Here is an 18,976-nt window from a genome sequence, read left to right as displayed (position 1 = left end):
CGCACTGCAAAAAGCTGATTTGTGACAAAACCGACGAGAAAAAAGCGACCTTTTCCACGCAGTTGAAAGTTTTTTGACGTTTTTTGACTCACAAGCCTTGTATCGCGGCCATTGCCCTGCATATATTTGTCGAGTGCCCTGTTGGCACGAACAAGCTACCTGTCAGAAGACGGAGTGAATATGATGAATAAGCGCAAAGCCGTTGCTATCGCCGTTGCTCGTGAACAGCAAATTGCCCGTTCGATGGAAATCCTGTTCGCAGGCACCATTGTGGCCCTGATTGCATCGCTACTGGTTCTCTGATCCAGTTATCGCCTTCATCATCCCGTGATCTGTTTCAAACCAGCCGGTTCTGAAATCCATCCTGCTTAGATAGCTTCATGACCAACCGCCACATTTTCACTGCCATCATTACGCGAATTATCTGCCCGGTTGTCTAAGGACACCGGGACGTACCTGTTCGCCTGTTTGATGCACTGAAAATCCGTGAGCATTGTCATGACCAATCATGGTTTTGCGGCGTCCCAAGAAGACGCACGCACCCCAAAATCCGTTTATTGTTTTTCTGTTCATGCGGCTGCTGAACCCGATGTGATGCCGCGCGTTCTTGAACTGTTTGCCAAGCGCAATCTGGTCCCGGCCAGTTGGCATTCCACCGTTGCCGACGGCAATCGCGGTTTCGAAGAACTGCAGATCGACATTCAGGTCCAGCAGCTTGAAACCAAGGTGGCAGAACATATCGCGCGCTGTCTGCGTCAGGTTGTGCACGTCAACACGGTGCTGACATCGGAAAAAGGCTATTCCAATTCTGCACTGAGCGCGTAGGCTGTCGCGGTCGCAGCGCTGCCCCACCGGGCAGCGCGTTCCACCCGACAGGAGTCCCAATTGGCTTATCTTGACCATATCAATGCCTGCAACAACGCCAACCTGTCGCGCTATGCGCGGTTTCGCATTGATGATCAGCCGGTCGGGGCTATTCGGTCGGACTTTGCCACGGCACTCACGGCACTTGGATCGGATTTCATCCGCGACGAGAATGGCGAATACGGCTTTGCCGCGCATATCGAAACGCCGGAACATCGCAACGAAGTCCTTGTCAATGCGACCCGCCGCCTGTGCGAACAGGGGGTGATCAAACAGCTTCACGGTGAAAAGTTCGACATCCGCAATCAGTTGTCCGATCCGCCGCTTTGTCAGCTTGACCGGTTTGCAATGCCCTATTTCGGGTGCCGGTCGTGGGGCGTGCATATGAACGGCTTTGTACGCAAATCCGACGGGATCCATATGTGGATTGCCCATCGCGCCAAGGACAAGCCGACCTATCCCGGGATGCTTGACAATATGGTTGCCGGTGGCCAGCCGACCGGGCTTGGTTTCCGCGAAAACATGATCAAGGAATGCGCCGAAGAAGCCGGCATTCCCGAAAGCCTGTCCCGCCATCTCCGCCCGATCGGGGCAGTTTCATATCTTTATGAGACTGCCGAAGGACTGAAACCCGATGTCATGATCAATTTCGATCTCGAACTGCCAGAAGATTTCATTCCACAATGTACCGACGGCGAAGTTGATCGGTTCGAATTGCTGCCCCTTGCCGAGGTCGCAGAAATTGTCCGGTCGGGTTTTGATTTCAAGTTCAACTGTGCGCTGGTGGTGATTGATTTCCTGATCCGCCACGGCTATCTGACAGCGGATAACGAGCCAAGCTATGGCGAACTTCTAAGCGGGCTGCATCGCCCGTTAAATGTCTGACAGTTTGCCCCAGGCGTTCTGTTTCGGTGTTTCTGCCCCATGATCCCTGCCCCCTGCCCCACCGACAAAAAAGCACCCGTAATCGGGTGCCATAGACAAGTCCGTATCGAAACAGGGCGGCATTGATGCGTGTCTGCCCGGTTAGCTACGTTATTGGCGCGTATTGGGTCCGCCCATCAGCGCTCCCACCGCCATCACGGTCAATTTGGCACGCAAATCGGGATCAAGCCGGTCGAGATCGCCCTGCTTGCTGCGCAGGGCCTTTACCGCCTCGTTGATCAGTTCCTGACGGCGTTCATCGGCTTCGGTCGGGATTTTGCTTTTTTGTTTGCCAAGTTTGGCATCGGCCGCATTCAGGGCCTTCATGATTTCGGTGTGCGGGGTGTCTGCCTGTTCTGTCAGGGTCTCGGCCAGGGCAAGGGCGCGTGCTTCTTCAAGCGACATGCCTTCATCCTGATGGGCAAGGGCACGGTCTTCGATGCGTCGCGCCTGACGGGCCTGGGCGGCGGCCTGTTCGGCGGTGGCCGGATCACGGACCTGAAGGGATTGCGCATCGTTATAGGCACGAATGGCATCGCGGCCCTTCTTGCCGACAAAGACGCGCATCAGCGTTTCCTTGAGCAATCCCATCAATTGATCCTTCGATTATTTTTCCCGCACGGGGATTCAACCATTATGCACATAAAGGGTTTCGAAATCATTGCCCGGCTTCGTATGCAAAACCGGCAATGATTTAAATATGTTGTGCAACACGGCCTTCTTCAACTGCCAGAATATAGGCAATCAGCGCTTCGCAATCGGCTGTCTGAAGATGTTCAAGATCACAGACAAAATCGACATTCGCACGCGCCGGGTCATCCGAATGGCCAACAATGCCGAATTTGACATATTCCGCATCCATCGCATCAAGTGCCGAGATCAGATCGGCAACACTGACCCGGTCGGGGGATGTCATGGATGTTCGGATCAGCACCAGCATGTCGGCATCGCAATCAATAACCTGGCGGGCAATTGACTGGGCATCGGAATGCGGCGGGGCGACATCCACATCAAAACCGCCATCGGCAAACAGGGTGGCGACATGTTTGTGATGGGCCTGTTCCTCGGACGAGGCGGTGGCCAGAAGAAGCCTTGGATGACGGCCTTCTATTTCTGCAAATCTGGCAAGATTGGTCGCGAGTTGGGGAGACGTCATGATACCTCGCTTGGTTGTGCCCGCGCTTGCCAAAAGCGACAAACGCCGGACATATCTTTGCGGTATGCCTTTGCCACAGTATCCCTTTGATCGCCGGGGCTGACAAGCCTTGCGCTGCGAGTGCCCCTACCAACCGACCAATTCAAGCGGATTGACCCCGATCACATGGGCATGCCCGCCCAGAAGCACGGCATAAATCACACAACCAAGCAGCAGATCACGCCACCCGATCGCCCTTTTGAGCAGCCCGGGCGGCGAAAACCGCCGAGTCCCTTGTAAAATTGCATACTGGCGGTCCGCAGGCATGTCACGCAGGCGGATTTTCTCCATGCGCCAAAATCCGATCAGGGCAAAGATTGCACTGCCGCCAAAAAAGATCACAGCCACCAAATCGCCATTGGCAACGACATGGCCAGCCCCCCACAGCATCACGCCCAGCAACAAAGGATGCCGGCAAAAAAGATTGATGCCCGGACGTTCCGGATCAAACCCGGATCGGCGCCCGATTGACAACGGACAGGGTTGAAGAATGGCGCAGGCCCACAAAATAGAAGCGGGTAACATGATGATAATCAACAGTTTTGCACGCATAGGATGAAAATCCCAAAGCCATGACGACTCTGCTGCGATCACCTCGTGAATGACCCATGCAAACAGGATGGTCGAAACAAGTGAGAAACCAACAACATAGGCCCGATACCCGATCAGACCGACGATTTTACCCCTGAGCAGACCGGGAATGATATGTGCCCCAAGGAAAACCGCGAGCGAGATGAAAAACCAGACCAAAGTGCGATCCCCTCTTTACATTGCTGCTTCAACATGCAAATTGCGCTGTTCCCGCATACGGGTCGGGGTGCGAATCTCCAAGACCCTTGCGTTACGAGATATTAGCGGATACCTCTGTATCCCTGTTTGACATCGGACAATTTAGCAACTGCCTGCGGACTGAAACCGTCGGGCGGACAACGGAACACGGAATATACTCGAAATGAGCTGGACGCCGGAAAAGATTGAACTGCTGACCTCGCTCTGGAATCAGGGCTGGACCACGGCACGCATCGGTGAAGAACTGGGTGTCGGCAAAAATGCCGTCGTGGGCAAGGCGCACCGCCTGGGCCTGCCGAAACGCCCGTCCCCGATTCAGCGCCGTGCAGAGGAAGCTGAACAGAAAAAAGCCCCGGCCCCCAAGCAGCAGAGCAAAGGCATTTCGATCTTTGATCTTGGCGCTGGCATGTGCCGCTGGCCGTTTGGTGATCCGGGTGATGATGATTTCCACTTCTGTGGCAAGAAGATCGTCCCGAGCAAGCCCTATTGCGAAGAACATTGCGCACAGGCTTATCTGAACGGCAAGAACCCGCGTGAAGACAACCCGCCTGCACAGCAGGGTCAGGGTGGCAAAGGTCCGCAGGCCGCCAACAAGAAATAACATTTGATCGGGATAGAATGCCCGCCCGAATAAAAAAGCCGCCCGTTTCACCGGGCGGCTTTTCTTATGGTGCATTGTTATGATGCGAAACAAGCAGACAGACTATTTGGTCTGCAGGACATATTTGGCAAAGCCGTCCTGATCTTCACCGATGAAGCTGATATTGTCCGGGGCATTGGCGGCCGCCGATGCCTTGGGGCTGGTGACAAAGGTCACCTTGGACGCATCGCCAATCGGGGCAAAGGTCCAGTTGCCATCGGCCTTGGGATCGATTTCCTTTTCGGTCAGGATATAGTTGGCAAGAACCGTGCGGTTTTCATCGGGGGCCTCGACAATGATGGTCGATCCGTCCAGTCCCGGGAAATTGCCGCCACCGCCAGCGCGATAGTTATTGGTCGCAACGACAAACTGCTGATCTGCGGTAACCGGTTTGCCATCAAAGCTCAGATTGACGATGCGGTGACTATCGGCATTCACCACTTCACCGGCCTTGTTATAGCGGGCAGGTTTGGTCACATCGATCTGATAGGTCACCCCGTCAATCACGTCATAGTTATAGGTCGGGAAATCAGGGTTGATCAGCGGCTGTTCATCGCTGTTGTTCGGGTCAATCTGATTGAACTGGCCCGCCGACATTTCAAGCCATTCACGGACCTGATCACCATTCAGCAGAACCGCACGCACCGTGTTGGGATAGATATAAAGATCAGCCACGTTTTTAAGCGCGATCTTGCCTTCGGGGATGTCGGTGAAATAGTCCGGACCACCACGCCCGCCGGCCTTGAACGGTGCCCCGGCCGACAGGATCGGAATGCCGTCATATTCCGATCCGTTCAGGATCTTTTCCAGATACCATTTCTGGGCATTGGTCACGATCTGGATCGAGGGATCATCTGCTACCAGCGCAAAGAAACTGTTGATCGGGGCCGATGTCGTACCCACACCTTCGCGCATATAGGCGATCGTTCCTTCGTGCTCTTCCTTGACCGCGGCGATGATTTCGGGATCGGCTTCAACCAGCGGAGTGATGGTACGGCCTTCGCGCTGATAGATCGGGCGGGCGTCTGACAGGCTGTCAACGACGGTCCATTCACCTGCATCAGAAACATTGAGTGTCAGATCAATCACGCCAAGGTGACTGCCCCAGAAGCCAGGCATGACCGCGGCAACACCATTGATCGTGCCTTTGGCGATATCGACACCTTCAAGATCGGAAAAGGCATCGGACGGGAAGACCGTATGGGCATGACCAAACAGGATGGCGTCAATGCCATCGACCTTTGACAGGTAATAGGTGGCGTTTTCTTCCATGCCGTGGCGTTCCATGGTCGAAAGACCCGAATGCGGAACGGCAATGACAATGTCAGCCCCCTTATCACGCATTTCCGGGACATATTTTTCGGCCATTTCAACAATGTCCTTGGTAAAGACCTTGCCTTCCAGATTGGCCTTGTCCCATTGCATGATCTGGGGCGGGACAAACCCGATCACCCCGACCTTTGCCTTGTGGCTTTTACCTTCGTCATCGACGAATTCGCGATCAAGCAGCACATAGGGCTGGAAATAGGGCTTGTCATTTTCGGCATTGCCATCACCGTCATCAACAAAGATGTTAGCGCTAACATACGGGAAGTTTGCCCCGGCAATCGCGGTTTCAAGGAACTCCATACCGTAATTGAATTCATGGTTCCCGAGATTGGCCGCGTCATAGCCAAGCAGGTTCATTGCCTTGTAGACCGGATGGGTTTCACCTTTTTTCAGGCCGCGTTCCTTGGCCATGTAATCGCCAAGCGGATTGCCCTGGATCAGATCACCGTTATCAACAAAGACGACATTTTCTGCCTCGCCGCGTGCGGTCTTGAGCAAGGTCGCGACCTTTGCCAGACCGACTGTGTCCGATTCACCATCACGGTAATAATCATAATTGACCAGATGGGTGTGAATATCCGTGGTTTCGAGGATACGCAGCGAAACCGTGCTGTCGGCCAGTGCTGTGCCGCTGAGCAATGCCAGCGAAAGTCCGATCGCGGATGCGCCAGCGGTGCGAAGGCCTGCCTTGTGGATGAATGTCATGGGTCTTTTCCCTGTTCGAGTGCTCGGTCGATCAACTTTATTCTTGTTCAGATGGTCAGGTTTTGAAGATTTTGCGAAAAAGATGGGGCAAATACAAATGGAAACGCCCGCGCATCTGCACGGGCGTTTCCGGATTTGAAACAAAGCGCCAAAAAGGCCATTGAGATCAGGCAGGAACAGCATGCGGCGATTTGTAGCCCCGCACCACTTCGTTCCCCGGTTCCGGATCATGGGGCACATTAAGCGCAAGCACCAGCGACACAGCCGCCATCGCCGCACCGGCCAGGAACACCGCACTTGGCGAAAACAGCCACAACAATCCGAATGCCGCCGGAATAAAGACCGCTGCGATATGGTTGATCGTGAAGCTGACCCCTGCTGTTGACGAAATATCGGCCGGATCGGCGATCTTCTGGAAATAGGTCTTGATGGCGATTGCCATGGCAAAGAACAGATGATCGATCACATAAAGGCCACCGGCAACCACATGGTTGTCAACAAAGGCATAGGAGACGAACACGATGAACAGACCGATATATTCAAAGGTCAGGGCACGGCGTTCCCCCCATTTGCCGATCAGCTTGCCGATCTTGGGTGCAAGGAACATGTTGATCGCGTGGTTCAGAAGATACAGCAACGTGATGGTTGCCGCGTCATATCCGAACTTTTCAACCATCAGGAAGCCGGCAAACACGGTAAAGATCTGGCGTCGGGCGCCGCTCATGAAGGTCAGGGCATAATAAAGCCAGTAGCGTTTGCGCAAGATCAGCTTTTTGGTTTGCGGATGGGCATCGGAGAATTTCGGGAAAGCGCCCCAGACAAACAACGCCGCAATCACCGTCAGCGCGCCGCCAAACAGATAGACATAACGATAGTCGACATCAAAGATTTCCAGCATCAGCCAGACAACGCCGAACATCACAAGCGATGAAATCGACTTCGCCGAAAGCTGTTTGCCCATCACCATGGCAGTGCGTTCCTTTTTGACCCATTGCAAGGAAAGCGCCTGTTGCATGGTTTCAAAATAATGGAAGCCAATCGACATCAGAACCGTGGTGCAATACAGACCAATCACCGTCGGGAAATATCCCGAAATTGCCACCCCGATCCCCAGGACCAGCAAGGACAGCAACGCAAAGGTCTGTTCGCGCAGCACCAGCAAGACAAAGATCGCGGTAAAGGCAAGGAACCCCGGAATTTCACGCAGGGACTGCAAAATTCCGATCTCGCGTCCCGTAAAGTCCGCCATCTCGATCGAAAAGTTGTTCAAAAGCGCCATCCATGTCGAAAAGGACAATGGCATGGCCGCGGCCATCACAATCAGAAGAACTTCCGGATTGCGCCAGCCCTTATAGACCGGAACACCGGCCGCCGCCGCATCGGGCACCTCGCCGATCGGGGCCGCGTGGTTGGAGGCTTCGGGTATGATTTCTTCCTTGGACATTTTGTCTCCCCGGACTGGGCCGCATTGGTGGCGGTTCCGCTGTCACGCATCGTATGTTTTGGAATGAAACCAAATTAAACCTATTGCAGGCCGTCTGTCTTACGATAATCTGCCATCATATATCGCAAAACAGACACACGAGGCGATCCGATGGACCGTCCAACCCCGATTGACGAAGCCAACCATATCCGTCCGCGCCCCTATGCGTTGCCGCGCCCGATCTATGTCCGTATGAGCGACGTGCCCGCCGGGCACAGCATCGGTGCGCACAGCCATGACTGGTGCCAGCTGATTTACGCATCCGAAGGGACGATGAAGGTCATTACCGAAGCCGGGATATGGATCGTGCCACCACAACGCGCGGTCTGGGTGCCGCCCCATCTTGAACATGCGGTGACCCATGCGACCTTTACCCGTGCACGCCATATCTATATTGACCGCACTGCGCCGGTGAACCTGCCTGATCGGTGCATGGTGCTTGATGTCAGTCCGCTGTTGCGTGAACTGATCCGTGCGGCAACCGAAATTCCGATCGAATATGACGAAGATGGCGCAGAAGGCCGTTTGATGCGGGTTCTGCTTGATCAATTGCGGGCGCCGGATCAGGAAAACCTGCATCTTCCGGCCCCGAAGGACCCGCGGCTTGGCAAGATTTGCGACGCGCTGCTTGAAAACCCGGCAGATAACCGCACCCTGGATGACTGGTCGCGCATCTGCGGGGCGTCATCGCGCACATTGGCACGGCTGTTTCTGCGCGAAACCGGGATGCCGTTTCGCGATTGGCGCCAAAAACTGCGCCTGCTTTATGCGCTTGAAAAACTGGCGAATGACCGCCCCGTCACCGAGATCGCGCTTGATCTTGGCTACGAAACGCCATCCGCCTTCATCGCCATGTTCCGCAAGGTTACCGGACGCACACCGGGCGGCTATTTCCGCTGATCATCCCGCGATGCCAGCCCGGCAAACCTGGCCCGCCATCCCGTGCAACGTCAATCGTTCCTGAAATTGCGCAGCGGCGGAAAGATGTCATTGTCGGGTTCGGGATCGATGTCATATCGGCGGATGGCTTTGGCGTGGGCCTGTCCGGATTTGCGGTTCTGGGCACACAGATTGTGAATTTCAACCATCATGTCCGACGACCAGCAAAGGGCATTTGCCTTGCCTTCTGCCCGGGCTTTTTCAGAAGCCTTGTCAGATGCGCTGCCGGTTTTGTCTTGAAGGGCTTCTTCATGAAGACTTTCGCCATCACGACCAACAAGCATCCGATCAAGGGTCGGCATCACATCGGCAATGCTTTTGAGAACCGAGACACTTTCACCGATGGTGCGGATCATTGCCATGGCCATTGCCTCATACGGATCAGAGGGCGGCGGTCCATCGGCAATTTCCTTGCTGCTTTCGGCGATCAGATCAAAATTTGACCGCGACCGCGCCAGCAAGGCCACCGGACTGTTCCCGGCCTTGTAATTGGGTTCGTTAATGCGGCGACCTGGCACAATATGGCAGGCCGGCCCCCAGTCACGTCCCGGATCAGAGAAGTTGCGTTCTCCTTTCCGACGTGCCGGGTGTGAATCGACTGAATTCATGTTCTCCCCCAGAGAGAAATCTCAGCGTTGCCCCGAATGCCCCGCTGTTTCTTCAATCGACCGCAGAGCTTTATATTTTGATGCGCTTGTCTAGCACAGCTTGTGGTTGTTCAATGCACACGGCGTCCAAATCGCTTTGCATTGAGTCCAAAAAATCATCGAAAAACCGCCTGTTCCGTAACGTCCATACCTTTGGACCCACCCTTGGGAATAGGCAAATTGACGCCCGCTATACCAAAGGTCTTTTGCACCGGATGGCGATTGGCTGTAGTTAAATTAGAAAAGCTGCAAATTAAAAATGCGGCAAAAACAATGACCGTCATCACACATGGTTTCCTGCAATACGCAGCGTCGGGTAACGCGACGTATCACCAGGTGATGATCACGATCAGGCACATCGATGTCGGGGGAAAGGAGGCGATCGGGATGTGTCATGGCCAATTACGGCACAGACCATTAAATCAGAATAAACTAATTTAAATTATCCGAATTTAATAGCTTTACCTCATTCGTTAGTTTACTTAATCTCGACCTGTGGATAGGCAAGTACGCCTGACCCAATCCACACCGCATACATTCGTTGTAAGTGTCCGCCACGTAGGCAATTGGGGTAGCAAGATGCAACCGGATCAAGATTCTGCTGGAACCACCAGCACGTTCTTCACTGTCGACAATCTGCCGATGCAGGACCGTTTTGCGGTCTGGAAAGAGTCGATATCCTGTCTTTTCGATGTAGATGCCGAGAAACAGGTTCGGGAAGATGATTTCCGAACAACGATCCGATCCCATCTGTTTGGTTCCTTGATGTTGATGGAAGTTGAGTCCCGCCAGCAGCAATGGCGCCGTGGCTATCAACAGATTGTCGGCAATGGCATGGATCATTACGGCATCGGCGTCTATCAGCGTGGCGAGATCGAATGCGAAACATCGCGCGGGCATGACCGACTTAAACCCGGCGGCATTCTTATTTATGACCTGACCCAGCCCTTCACGGCACAGACAAGCGATCATCTGACACTTAATCTTGTGATTCCGCGGGCGCTGCTTGAAGATCATTTGCAGCATCCCGATGACCATTGCATGCGCTTTTTGGCGCCCGATGACCCGATGGTGCAGATCATCCGTGACATGGTTCTGTCGCTTCAGCGCAATGTCTGTGAACTTGGCCATCAGCAAGCCCAAATATTTGAAAAGATGTTCCCCACCATGCTGGCGACCTGTTTGAATTCGGTCAGCAGCCAGACCGCCGATAGCAACCATGAACGCCAGAACATCCTGAGCATGGTCAAGATGCGGCGTTATTTCCGCGAAAATCTGTGTTCGCCGGACCTCAATCCACGGCGGGCGGCCCAGGATTTGGGGGTATCACGGTCCAAGCTTTATAACTATTTCGCGCCCTATGGCGGGGTTTATACCTATGTCCGTGACATGCGGCTGCGTAAGGCGATATCGCTTTTGAATGATCCGCATTGTGCGCGGTCTTCGATTTATGACATTGCACTGGAATGCGGCTTTTCGAGTGACGCCAGCTTCATCCGGGCATTTCGCGACAAGTATGACGCCACACCGGGTGAAGTCCGGAACGGGGCCGCGATCCATTCCCGCAAAACCCAGTGCATTGCCGGGCTGGTCAACAAACAGTTTGAAAACTGGATACACGGTCTTGGCTAAGGCCCCGGTGCGGTCTTTGCAAGGCAACAGCACGCACTGATCAGACACGAAACGCAATCGCGTCAGATTTTCCAGATACCGGTGATCTTGGTGTCGGATTTGCAGATGGCGTCATGCCCGAACAATCCTTCGATCGCCAGAATTTCCACATCTTCGGATTTGAAAAGCTTGATCATCCGCAAGCCGATATAGGCATTGGGCACCAGAATGATATCGGCCAGTCCAAGATACTGATCGATCAGGTGGTCCAGATTTTCCTGATTTTGTTCAATGATCACGACGGGCCGCTGATTGCTGAATCGGCCATATACCAGTGGATCATCACGACGCACTTCAGATACGTTCTGCATTTGCCGGTCTTCCCTACTTGGTTGACGACCTGCACCAATGCGTCATGAAACGGTTTCATTGCCATTGGTACTATTCGTGATCTCCGACAGTTTGGACCATTCCCGGGCCTGTCACTATTCCAGCGGTCCATATTTATGCGCAAAGCGTCCAGAATTTGTAACAAGCAGTCGCGGCATCCCCATTACAATTTCGACATGTAAATTTTTATCAGCCCAGACATGAGAATTTGTCATTCATCTAATGTGGCCAAACTCCGCTATTGATTACATCAGCGCCCCCGGAGTTATCAGCAATGAACAGTGTTTGGACCGGCATAGGATTACGTCTGGCAGCAACCGGCTTGTTTGCCATCATGAGCCTGTTTGTCCGCATGGCGTCCATTGAAGCGCCGGTCGGCCAGATCATGTTCTGGCGCAGCTCTGTCGCGATTGTGCCGATCGTGCTGTATCTGATGTGGCGCCATGAATTTCCGCGTGCGCTCAGGACCAAGCGGCCGTGGGGGCACCTCAAACGCAGCACATTTGGTGGCGTTTCGATGTTTCTTTCCTTTGTGTCGCTGGCATATCTTCCGCTGGCACTGGCCACCGCGCTGGGCTTTCTGGCCCCGCTTGTGGTGATCCCGGTTGCAATCATTGTGTTGCGTGAAAATCCGGGCTGGCTGGTTACGGGCGCGACCGTTGCCGGGTTTGCCGGTGTGTTTCTGATCCTGTGGCCGATGATTTCAACACCGGGGCTTGATCATGAAACGATGATCGGGATCGGGGCCGGTATTGCCTTTGCAATTACCACGGCCTTTGCCAAGACCCAGATCAAGGCCCTGACCACGACCGAACCGTCGGGCACGATTGCCTTTTACTTTGCACTTGTCTGTTCGATTGGCGGACTTTTGACCATTCCGTTTGGCTGGGCACCGGTTTCATCGGGCAATCTGGTCTGGCTGATCGGGGCGGGACTGACCGGGGGGCTTGCCCATATCGCCATGACAGAAGCATTGGCACGTGCACCGGTTTCAACGCTTTCGGCATTTGAATATACCGCGATGATCTGGGCGATCGCGCTTGATCTTCTGGTGTTTGGCGTATTGCCGGCCCCCGTAAGCCTGATGGGGGCGGTCCTGATCGTTCTGGCCGCGGCACTGGTGATGTTCAATGACCGGCTTGTCGATTTGGCCAAACGCCAGCTTGCCAAAACCGCACCGGCACTTGATGCGGGGACACTTTCAGATGCGCCCCCGACCGCACCGGCCAAGACACCAGCTGAATAGCGGCCGAATAACGAGCACCATCACGCCGAAGACAAAAAAAGGGTCCGGAGACCCTAGATAGCCTTTTTGCCTTCCTGAAGCTTAGTAAGGGCAAACAAGGTCAGATTGGTCGGGGTCGGAATGCCAAGTTCCCGGCCCTTGCGCACGATATAGCCGTTAAGATAGTCAATCTCGCTGGGCTTTCCGCGCGCCAGATCCTGCGCGGTTGAGGAAAATTGCGCTGGCATGGTGGCGGCAATTTTTTCGATCGCTTCCCAGACATTACCAGGCACGGTGACACCATCGGCCTTTGCCACGGCAAGACATTCATCAACCGCATTGCGCATCACATCCCAGACACCGTCCCCTTCGACCAGTTTTCCATAAGGAAGCTGGATAATGGCAGACAGCGCGTTATAGGCGCAATTCAGGATCATCTTGGCCCACAGGGCGCCGGGAGCGTTTTCGGAAATCTCGACCGGGATACCGGCCGGACGCAGGGTGTCCGCAACCAACTGGCTTTGACTGGACGGCCCGAAAACCAGTTCCCCGCGCCCGTGATGCTTGACGTGACCAGCCCCGCCCATGCTGGTGGCAACATAGACCACCACGGGAATGACAGGTTGCCCCAGAACAGCACCAAGTCGTTCGGCATTATCGACACCGTTTTGCAAGCTTAGAACAATGGTATCGGGCGAAATGAACGGTTTGATCTGTTCGCCAGCCGATTGGGTATCGGTCGATTTGACACAAAACAGAACCAGCTCCGCCCCGGCAATCGCTGCGGCATCACTGGCCGCTGTTACCGCAACATATTCCTGCGATGTCCCGAAATCGAGCAACAGGCCGTCGCGGTTCATCGCCTCGACATGGTTGGGACGGCCGATCAGGGTGACGTCGTGACCTGCACGCGCCAGCATCGCCCCGTAATAGCAGCCAACGGCCCCTGCCCCCATAACCGCGATTTTCATATTGCCCGCTCCTGCATTTATTGATGCCCCGGCAATGGCATGGATGACCGCGCCTATTACCGGAAAACTTTCCTTTGGCCCTTCATCGCGCAAAACCTGCGATCAGACAACCGGGATCGCAGGTTTTTCACATCGTGGGGATTATCCAGGTTTCGGAAAGCCCCACCACATCAGGGCCTTGGTCCCAAAGCAAGGCCTTGATCAAAGGCAGTCATCCATGTTTGTGCACAGAAACGTGCGCTGCCGACCAGCCGCCCGGCCAGACTTCGGCATCGCCGTTACGCAGGGACCGGATCAACCCGACAGGAACGTCTTCTGCGATCAGAAGCGGCCCGTCCGCGCCATCATCAAAACCGGGTTCAGCCCGGGCAAACAGGCCGCTATGACCCAGTTGCGGTTCGCACGGGGTAAAGACCGAACATCCCGAATAGTTGGTCGGGTTATTGGTGGTGTTGATCGCCGTCCCGGTCGTGCCGCAAGCCGCAACAACGGTCATCAGTTCAACCGCGCGCGCTTTTGCGCAACCGAACACCCGATTATAGCCCGACGGCGTCATGGTCATCGACGGCACGAGCAAAACATCAATATCAAGCGGCGCAAGCAAACAGGACAAAGCCGGCATTTCGATATCAAGGCAAATCAGAACGGCAACCGTCAGCCCACGCCATTCAATCACATTGAATGCCTTGCCCGGTGTCAAAAACCAGTTTTCCGGTTCCTGTTCCCCCGGGGTCAGTGACAATTTGTCCTGAATGATCGCATCCCCTTCCGGGGTAAAGATCATCGCACTATTGGTTTGTCCGGCCGCCAGATTTTTAGGATCAATGTGCCAGGGCATGCTTCCCGCCACCAGAAGCATGTCGTGCCTTTTGGCAAGCGCAGCGGCGTGTTTGCGGGCCTCGGGGGCAAGATCGGCCATCCATGCGATTTCCTGACCGGTTTGCAGACCGTCGGGCTTGAATGCCAGCCATTGTTCGCTGGCATATTCCGGCAGGACAAAGATCTTCGCTCCTTTGGCGGCGGCCGTTGCCATCTGGGCATCAACATGCGCGGCCCAGTCGGCCATATCCGTGACCTTGCGACCAAGATTGGTCGCCCAAAGAGCCAAAGTCACATGTTCGGTAAGAGAAGCCGCAGCGGTCATGATCAGGGGTTCCTGCCAGTTCAATTCACATCGTGTATTCAAAATCATGATCCGGCCCGAATACTCACGGGCCGGATCATCAAGACCGGTTAAAAACGGACCTAGTTTTTAAGTTTGGTCCAGACACGGTTACGCAAATCGCGCGCCTTGACCGAGCAGTTCTGCGACGGGATCAGAAGATCTGCATATTCTTCTGGCATGTTCACAGCCGGATCGGAATTCAGCGACGGATCCATGAATTCGCCAGTCCCCTTGATCGAGTTCATGTAACCGGCATAGTTCGAGGCTTCTGCCGCGTTTTCCGGTTTCATCATCCAGTTGATGAAGGTCTTGGCATTTTCCAGGTTCGGCGCACCGGTCGGAATGACAAAATGGTCAGCCCAATAGGTCAAACCTTCCTTCGGATAGACAAAGACGGCCTCCGGGATGCTTTCCTTGGTCCGATGGGCGGCACCATTCCACTGCATATGCATCTGGACTTCGCGGGCCGACATGCGGTCAATCGTGCCTTCGGAGCTGTAAACCGCGATATAGGGCTTTTGCTTGAGAAGGACATCAAGAACCTTCTGGGCTTCGGCCGGGTCTTCGGTGCATTTTTCAACGCCTGCGTAATAGGACGCGGCATTGAACATTTCGACCTCGTCGTTCAAGGCACCGATCTTGCCGCGGAATTCTTCGCGCGGTTCAAAGAATTCTTTCCAGCTTCGTTCAAGTTCGCCATCAACCACCGAACCGTCATAGGTAAAGCCGGTCGTTCCCCACAAATAGGTGACCGAATATTCGCGGTCAGTATCATATTTCATGGTGTCATGGGGCTTTGCGACATTCTTGAAATTCTCAAGCGACTTGGCGTCAAACTTGGTCGCAAGACCTTCCTTGATCATGACATCGACCATGTAGTCGGATGCCACGGCAATGTCATAGCCAGAAGCACCGGCTTGCAGCTTTGCCAACATGGTTTCGTTGGAATCATACACATCAAGGGTCACCTTGATGCCGGTTTCCTTTTCGAACTTTTCCATCAATGCCGGCGGGAAATAGTTCGACCAGTTATATAAAAACAGTTCGCCATCCGCCTTTGCCGACCCAACCGACAAAACGGCCATTGCGGATGCTCCCAGAATTACGGAACGTAGTTTCATTGTGAGACTCCCAATTAAGGACGGTTCATTGCTTGTTGTTCGGATGCCCGACCCGTCCGGAAACCGGGCGTCCATTTTTCGATCAATACCGAATGCGATCTATCAGGAACGAGACGCTGACAAACACGATCGAAACGATCAGCATCATTGCGGAAACCGCGTTGACTTCCGGGGTGATACCGATGCGGATCATGCCGAAAATATAGATCGGAAGCGTTGTCGCCCCGGCCCCGCCGACGAAATAGGAAATGACGAAATCATCAAGCGAGATGATGAAAGACAGCATCGCCCCCGACAAAATCCCGGGCCACAGCAACGGCATGGTCACGCGCCTGAAGGCCTGCCATTCATTGGCATAAAGATCATTTGCCGCCTCGGCCAATGCGGGGTCCATCCCTTCGAGACGGGCACGGATCGGCAAATAGGCAAAGGGAATGCAAAAGACCGTATGCGCAATGATCACGGTAATCAGACCAAGCTTGATGCCAAGTGCCACAAAGAACAGCAATGTGGCAATCGCGGTCACGATTTCAGGCACCAGCAACGGCAGAACCAGCATTGCCGATACACCGACTTCCCCGCGGAACCGTCCGCGCGCCATACCCATTGCAGCAAAGGTCGCGGCAATGGTGGCAAGGATGGTCGCCGAAACGGCCACAATGATCGAATTTTTGGCCGCACGCAGCATATCGTCATTGGAAAGGGCCGTGACATACCAGTCGGTGGTAAAGCCCGTCCAGATCGTCGCCAGCTTGTTTTCGTTAAACGACAGCGCCAGCAAAATGACGATTGGCAGATAAAGATAGGCAAAAAAGAACATTGCCGTGGATGTGATCCCGCGGAAACGCCAAAGCGGGTTGGAAACATCGACTTTCATCGGCTTTCCTCCGGCAATGATTTGAATTTAAGCGAATAGACCATCATCGCGATCAGAACCAGGGCGAGAAGGACAAAACCAAGCCCAGCACCAAGCGGCCAGTTGCGCGCAGCCCCGAACTGGCTGCCAATCAGATTGGCAATCATCATGAACTTGCCCCCGCCCAGCAATTCAGGCGTGACATAGGCCCCAAGGCACGGAATGAACACAAGAATGCACCCTGCCGCAATGCCCGGTGCGGCAAGCGGCAGGATCACCCGGCTCATCGCACGGCGCTTGTCGGCCCCCAGATCAAAGGCTGCCTCGACCAGACGATGATCAAGCTTTTCAAGGCTGGCATAGATCGGCAACACCATGAATGGCAAATAGGTGTAGGTCAGACCGATCGAGACGGCATAGGGCGTATACAGGATATCAAGCCCGCCGGTTTCAATACCGATCCAGCCCAGCATACCGTCGACCAGACCGCCATTGCGCAGCAACAGCATCCAGGCATAGTTTCGGACCAGAATGTTGGTCCAGAACGGAATGGTAACCAGAAAGATCAGGAAATTTCGCCGTCCCTGGGGTTGGGTCGAAATATAAAAGGCCGTCGGGAAACCGAGGATCAGCGCAAAGACCGTGGTCATGGCCGACAGCCCGAAGGACCGGGCGAAAACCTGAAGGTAATCGGTATTGAGCACCAGATTATCCATCAGATCGCGTTCAAACAGGAAACTGACATAGGCGTCCATCGAAAACACGCCCCAGTTCACCCCGCCATAATCGCCCCGTTCAAGGATCGAGACATAGGCCATCTGCACCAGCGGCACGGCCATGAAGAAGCCGATATAAAGAACCGCAGGTGCAATCAGCCAGAACCGTTTGGATCGCAGCATTGCTTTCATGATCAGTCCACCAACACCCGGATGGCATCGGCAGGCACATGCACCCCGACCCGTTCACCTCGGCCGAAATCATCCATGGCACCGGTGCCGTTCTGGGTACGCACCTTGACTGTCTGATCATTGCCCAGATCGATTTCATAGGTCGTGTCCGTGCCAAAATAGATCACGGATTTGACCGATCCCATCAGATGGGTCTGATCGGCAAGATTTTCGGCCACCAGCCCAAGCCGTTCCGGACGGATCGAAATGGTAACATCGCCGGTTTTCTGGCCTGACCTTACGGATGGAAGTTCGATGACATGCTGATTGGCAAGCGTCAGCGCATGTTTGCCATTCGCGGCCGCCACAAGATTGCCGGGCAAAAAGTTACTGTCGCCGATAAAGTCGGCAACAAAACGATCAGTCGGTTCGTCATAAATTTCGCGCGGTGCACCGATCTGCTGGATCTTGCCAAATTGCATGACCGCGATCCGGTCAGACATCGCCAGCGCTTCTTCCTGATCGTGCGTGACAAAGACAAAGGTGATGCCGGTTTCGGTCTGAAGGCGTTTCAGTTCAACCTGCATTTCCTTGCGCAGTTTAAGATCCAGTGCTGAAAGCGGTTCATCAAGCAACAGCACCTTGGGGGCAGGCGCCAATGCACGCGCAAGGGCGATGCGTTGTTGCTGACCACCGGAAAGCTGGCTTGGCACCCGGTCGCCATATTGGGCCAGTCGCACCAGTTCGAGCATCTCGTCAGCCCGGTGGTTGGCCTTGGCGCGATCAATGCCCTGCATTTCCAGCCCGAATGTGATGTTCTGGCGCACAGTCAGATGCGGAAACAGCGCATAGGACTGAAAAACCGTGTTGATTGGCCGTTTATAGGGCGGCAAATCATTGAGTTCATTGCCTTCGAGCAGAATTTTGCCCGAACTTGCTTCTTCAAAGCCACCGATCAAGCGCAACAAAGTGGTTTTGCCGCAGCCCGACGGACCAAGCATTGTGAAAAATTCGTTCTGAAAGATATCAACCGATACCGCATCCAACGCGGTAACCTTATCTGCACCCGAGCCAAAAATTTTACTGACTGAGCGTGCCGAAATTACAACTTCTGACATGCACATCCCCGATATGTATTTTTTAAAATGATATAAAATCTTCGGAGAGTTTCAAATGCGGGATAAGGAGAACACCGTAGATTGTATAAATTCCGCAGCATCCGCCGCGAATGGCCG

20 protein-coding genes are annotated in these 18,976 nt (G+C 54.2%); 6 read left to right on the top strand and 14 right to left on the bottom strand.

Going from position 1 to position 18,976, the window contains the following annotated elements; translation table 11 throughout:
- Positions 1-498: 498 nt before the first annotated feature.
- Together CU041_RS01575 and CU041_RS01570 are read left to right on the top strand one after the other, a co-directional pair.
- On the top strand, positions 499-825 hold the full coding sequence (locus CU041_RS01575; RefSeq protein ID WP_101245506.1) for a hypothetical protein: 327 nt from the start codon (positions 499-501) through the stop codon (positions 823-825).
- A gap of 60 nt (positions 826-885) precedes the next feature.
- Positions 886-1,749: an NUDIX hydrolase gene (locus CU041_RS01570; protein WP_101245505.1), complete on the top strand. Its 864-nt coding sequence runs from the start codon at positions 886-888 to the stop codon at positions 1,747-1,749.
- A 150-nt stretch (positions 1,750-1,899) separates the two neighbouring features.
- Here CU041_RS01570 and CU041_RS01565 read toward each other — a convergent pair whose 3' ends face one another.
- The 3 genes from CU041_RS01565 to CU041_RS01555 all read right to left on the bottom strand — a co-directional run bounded on the left by CU041_RS01565 (position 1,900) and on the right by CU041_RS01555 (position 3,733).
- The gene (locus CU041_RS01565) at positions 1,900-2,379 is read right to left on the bottom strand and encodes a hypothetical protein (protein ID WP_101245504.1); all 480 of its coding nucleotides are present in this window, start codon (positions 2,377-2,379) and stop codon (positions 1,900-1,902) included.
- 103 nt (positions 2,380-2,482) lie between these two features.
- A complete protein-coding gene (locus CU041_RS01560) occupies positions 2,483-2,944 on the bottom strand; it encodes a hypothetical protein (protein ID WP_101245503.1) in 462 nt (153 codons plus the stop codon).
- Between the two features lie 126 nt (positions 2,945-3,070).
- Complete coding sequence (locus CU041_RS01555) at positions 3,071-3,733, bottom strand: NnrU family protein (RefSeq protein WP_101245502.1); 663 nt, start codon at positions 3,731-3,733, stop codon at positions 3,071-3,073.
- Positions 3,734-3,935: 202 nt separating this feature from the next.
- Here CU041_RS01555 and CU041_RS01550 point away from each other — a divergent pair, with 202 nt between their 5' ends.
- Positions 3,936-4,373, top strand: coding sequence for a GcrA family cell cycle regulator (locus CU041_RS01550; protein ID WP_101245501.1), 438 nt, complete (start codon positions 3,936-3,938; stop codon positions 4,371-4,373).
- Between the two features lie 102 nt (positions 4,374-4,475).
- Here the strand turns inward: CU041_RS01550 and CU041_RS01545 are convergent, their stop codons facing one another.
- Together CU041_RS01545 and CU041_RS01540 are read right to left on the bottom strand one after the other, a co-directional pair.
- Entirely contained in the window at positions 4,476-6,446 is a 1,971-nt protein-coding gene (locus tag CU041_RS01545) for a bifunctional 2',3'-cyclic-nucleotide 2'-phosphodiesterase/3'-nucleotidase (RefSeq protein WP_101245500.1), read from the bottom strand.
- 166 nt (positions 6,447-6,612) lie between these two features.
- On the bottom strand, positions 6,613-7,890 hold the full coding sequence (locus CU041_RS01540) for an MFS transporter (protein ID WP_101245499.1): 1,278 nt from the start codon (positions 7,888-7,890) through the stop codon (positions 6,613-6,615).
- A gap of 150 nt (positions 7,891-8,040) precedes the next feature.
- On the opposite strand from CU041_RS01540, the gene CU041_RS01535 reads away from it, so the two are divergent.
- Positions 8,041-8,829, top strand: coding sequence for an AraC family transcriptional regulator (locus CU041_RS01535; protein ID WP_101245498.1), 789 nt, complete (start codon positions 8,041-8,043; stop codon positions 8,827-8,829).
- 50 nt (positions 8,830-8,879) lie between these two features.
- On the opposite strand, the gene CU041_RS01530 is transcribed toward CU041_RS01535, so the two are convergent.
- Both CU041_RS01530 and CU041_RS20525 read right to left on the bottom strand, forming a co-directional pair.
- A complete protein-coding gene (locus CU041_RS01530) occupies positions 8,880-9,476 on the bottom strand; it encodes a hypothetical protein (protein ID WP_101245497.1) in 597 nt (198 codons plus the stop codon).
- Between the two features lie 155 nt (positions 9,477-9,631).
- Positions 9,632-9,799, bottom strand: coding sequence for a hypothetical protein (locus CU041_RS20525; protein ID WP_170310072.1), 168 nt, complete (start codon positions 9,797-9,799; stop codon positions 9,632-9,634).
- Positions 9,800-10,094: 295 nt separating this feature from the next.
- Between CU041_RS20525 and CU041_RS01520 the strand changes: the two genes are divergently transcribed.
- Complete coding sequence (locus tag CU041_RS01520; RefSeq protein WP_101245495.1) at positions 10,095-11,147, top strand: helix-turn-helix domain-containing protein; 1,053 nt, start codon at positions 10,095-10,097, stop codon at positions 11,145-11,147.
- Positions 11,148-11,209: 62 nt separating this feature from the next.
- Here the strand turns inward: CU041_RS01520 and CU041_RS01515 are convergent, their stop codons facing one another.
- Positions 11,210-11,497 carry a hypothetical protein gene (locus tag CU041_RS01515; protein WP_101245494.1) on the bottom strand — a complete coding sequence of 96 codons (288 nt, stop codon included), beginning with the start codon at positions 11,495-11,497 and terminating at the stop codon, positions 11,210-11,212.
- Positions 11,498-11,790: 293 nt separating this feature from the next.
- On the opposite strand from CU041_RS01515, the gene CU041_RS01510 reads away from it, so the two are divergent.
- The gene (locus tag CU041_RS01510) at positions 11,791-12,762 is read left to right on the top strand and encodes a DMT family transporter (protein ID WP_101245493.1); all 972 of its coding nucleotides are present in this window, start codon (positions 11,791-11,793) and stop codon (positions 12,760-12,762) included.
- Positions 12,763-12,815: 53 nt separating this feature from the next.
- Here the strand turns inward: CU041_RS01510 and CU041_RS01505 are convergent, their stop codons facing one another.
- The 6 genes from CU041_RS01505 to CU041_RS01480 form a co-directional block, all read right to left on the bottom strand.
- A complete protein-coding gene (locus tag CU041_RS01505; RefSeq protein ID WP_101245492.1) occupies positions 12,816-13,712 on the bottom strand; it encodes a ketopantoate reductase family protein in 897 nt (298 codons plus the stop codon).
- A 211-nt stretch (positions 13,713-13,923) separates the two neighbouring features.
- The gene (locus CU041_RS01500) at positions 13,924-14,856 is read right to left on the bottom strand and encodes a nitrilase-related carbon-nitrogen hydrolase (RefSeq protein WP_101245881.1); all 933 of its coding nucleotides are present in this window, start codon (positions 14,854-14,856) and stop codon (positions 13,924-13,926) included.
- A 101-nt stretch (positions 14,857-14,957) separates the two neighbouring features.
- Positions 14,958-15,998, bottom strand: a complete 1,041-nt coding sequence (locus CU041_RS01495) for an extracellular solute-binding protein (RefSeq protein WP_101245491.1) — start codon at positions 15,996-15,998, stop codon at positions 14,958-14,960.
- A gap of 82 nt (positions 15,999-16,080) precedes the next feature.
- Positions 16,081-16,875: an ABC transporter permease gene (locus CU041_RS01490; RefSeq protein ID WP_101245490.1), complete on the bottom strand. Its 795-nt coding sequence runs from the start codon at positions 16,873-16,875 to the stop codon at positions 16,081-16,083.
- Positions 16,872-17,762, bottom strand: a complete 891-nt coding sequence (locus CU041_RS01485; protein ID WP_101245489.1) for an ABC transporter permease — start codon at positions 17,760-17,762, stop codon at positions 16,872-16,874. The genes CU041_RS01490 and CU041_RS01485 overlap by 4 nt, the downstream gene beginning before the upstream one ends.
- A 2-nt stretch (positions 17,763-17,764) precedes the next feature.
- The gene (locus CU041_RS01480; RefSeq protein ID WP_101245488.1) at positions 17,765-18,859 is read right to left on the bottom strand and encodes an ABC transporter ATP-binding protein; all 1,095 of its coding nucleotides are present in this window, start codon (positions 18,857-18,859) and stop codon (positions 17,765-17,767) included.
- Between the last annotated feature and the right edge of the window lie 117 nt (positions 18,860-18,976).

Source organism: Thalassospira povalilytica (assembly GCF_002844235.1).
Classification (GTDB): Bacteria; Pseudomonadota; Alphaproteobacteria; order Rhodospirillales; family Thalassospiraceae; genus Thalassospira; species Thalassospira povalilytica.
Note: the sequence above shows the minus strand (reverse complement) of the source record. Positions and strands in the feature narration are given on the sequence as shown.

Coding starts and splice junctions, on each gene's coding strand:
- CU041_RS01575 (WP_101245506.1), top strand. CDS start 499: ATGACCAATCATGGTTTTGCGGCGTCCCAAGAAGACGCACGCACCCCA.
- CU041_RS01565 (WP_101245504.1), bottom strand. CDS start 2,379: ATGGGATTGCTCAAGGAAACGCTGATGCGCGTCTTTGTCGGCAAGAAG.
- CU041_RS01560 (WP_101245503.1), bottom strand. CDS start 2,944: ATGACGTCTCCCCAACTCGCGACCAATCTTGCCAGATTTGCAGAAATA.
- CU041_RS01550 (WP_101245501.1), top strand. CDS start 3,936: ATGAGCTGGACGCCGGAAAAGATTGAACTGCTGACCTCGCTCTGGAAT.
- CU041_RS01545 (WP_101245500.1), bottom strand. CDS start 6,446: ATGACATTCATCCACAAGGCAGGCCTTCGCACCGCTGGCGCATCCGCG.
- CU041_RS01540 (WP_101245499.1), bottom strand. CDS start 7,890: ATGTCCAAGGAAGAAATCATACCCGAAGCCTCCAACCACGCGGCCCCG.
- CU041_RS01535 (WP_101245498.1), top strand. CDS start 8,041: ATGGACCGTCCAACCCCGATTGACGAAGCCAACCATATCCGTCCGCGC.
- CU041_RS01530 (WP_101245497.1), bottom strand. CDS start 9,476: ATGAATTCAGTCGATTCACACCCGGCACGTCGGAAAGGAGAACGCAAC.
- CU041_RS20525 (WP_170310072.1), bottom strand. CDS start 9,799: ATGACGGTCATTGTTTTTGCCGCATTTTTAATTTGCAGCTTTTCTAAT.
- CU041_RS01520 (WP_101245495.1), top strand. CDS start 10,095: ATGCAACCGGATCAAGATTCTGCTGGAACCACCAGCACGTTCTTCACT.
- CU041_RS01515 (WP_101245494.1), bottom strand. CDS start 11,497: ATGCAGAACGTATCTGAAGTGCGTCGTGATGATCCACTGGTATATGGC.
- CU041_RS01510 (WP_101245493.1), top strand. CDS start 11,791: ATGAACAGTGTTTGGACCGGCATAGGATTACGTCTGGCAGCAACCGGC.
- CU041_RS01505 (WP_101245492.1), bottom strand. CDS start 13,712: ATGAAAATCGCGGTTATGGGGGCAGGGGCCGTTGGCTGCTATTACGGG.
- CU041_RS01500 (WP_101245881.1), bottom strand. CDS start 14,856: ATGACCGCTGCGGCTTCTCTTACCGAACATGTGACTTTGGCTCTTTGG.
- CU041_RS01495 (WP_101245491.1), bottom strand. CDS start 15,998: ATGAAACTACGTTCCGTAATTCTGGGAGCATCCGCAATGGCCGTTTTG.
- CU041_RS01490 (WP_101245490.1), bottom strand. CDS start 16,875: ATGAAAGTCGATGTTTCCAACCCGCTTTGGCGTTTCCGCGGGATCACA.
- CU041_RS01485 (WP_101245489.1), bottom strand. CDS start 17,762: ATGAAAGCAATGCTGCGATCCAAACGGTTCTGGCTGATTGCACCTGCG.
- CU041_RS01480 (WP_101245488.1), bottom strand. CDS start 18,859: ATGTCAGAAGTTGTAATTTCGGCACGCTCAGTCAGTAAAATTTTTGGC.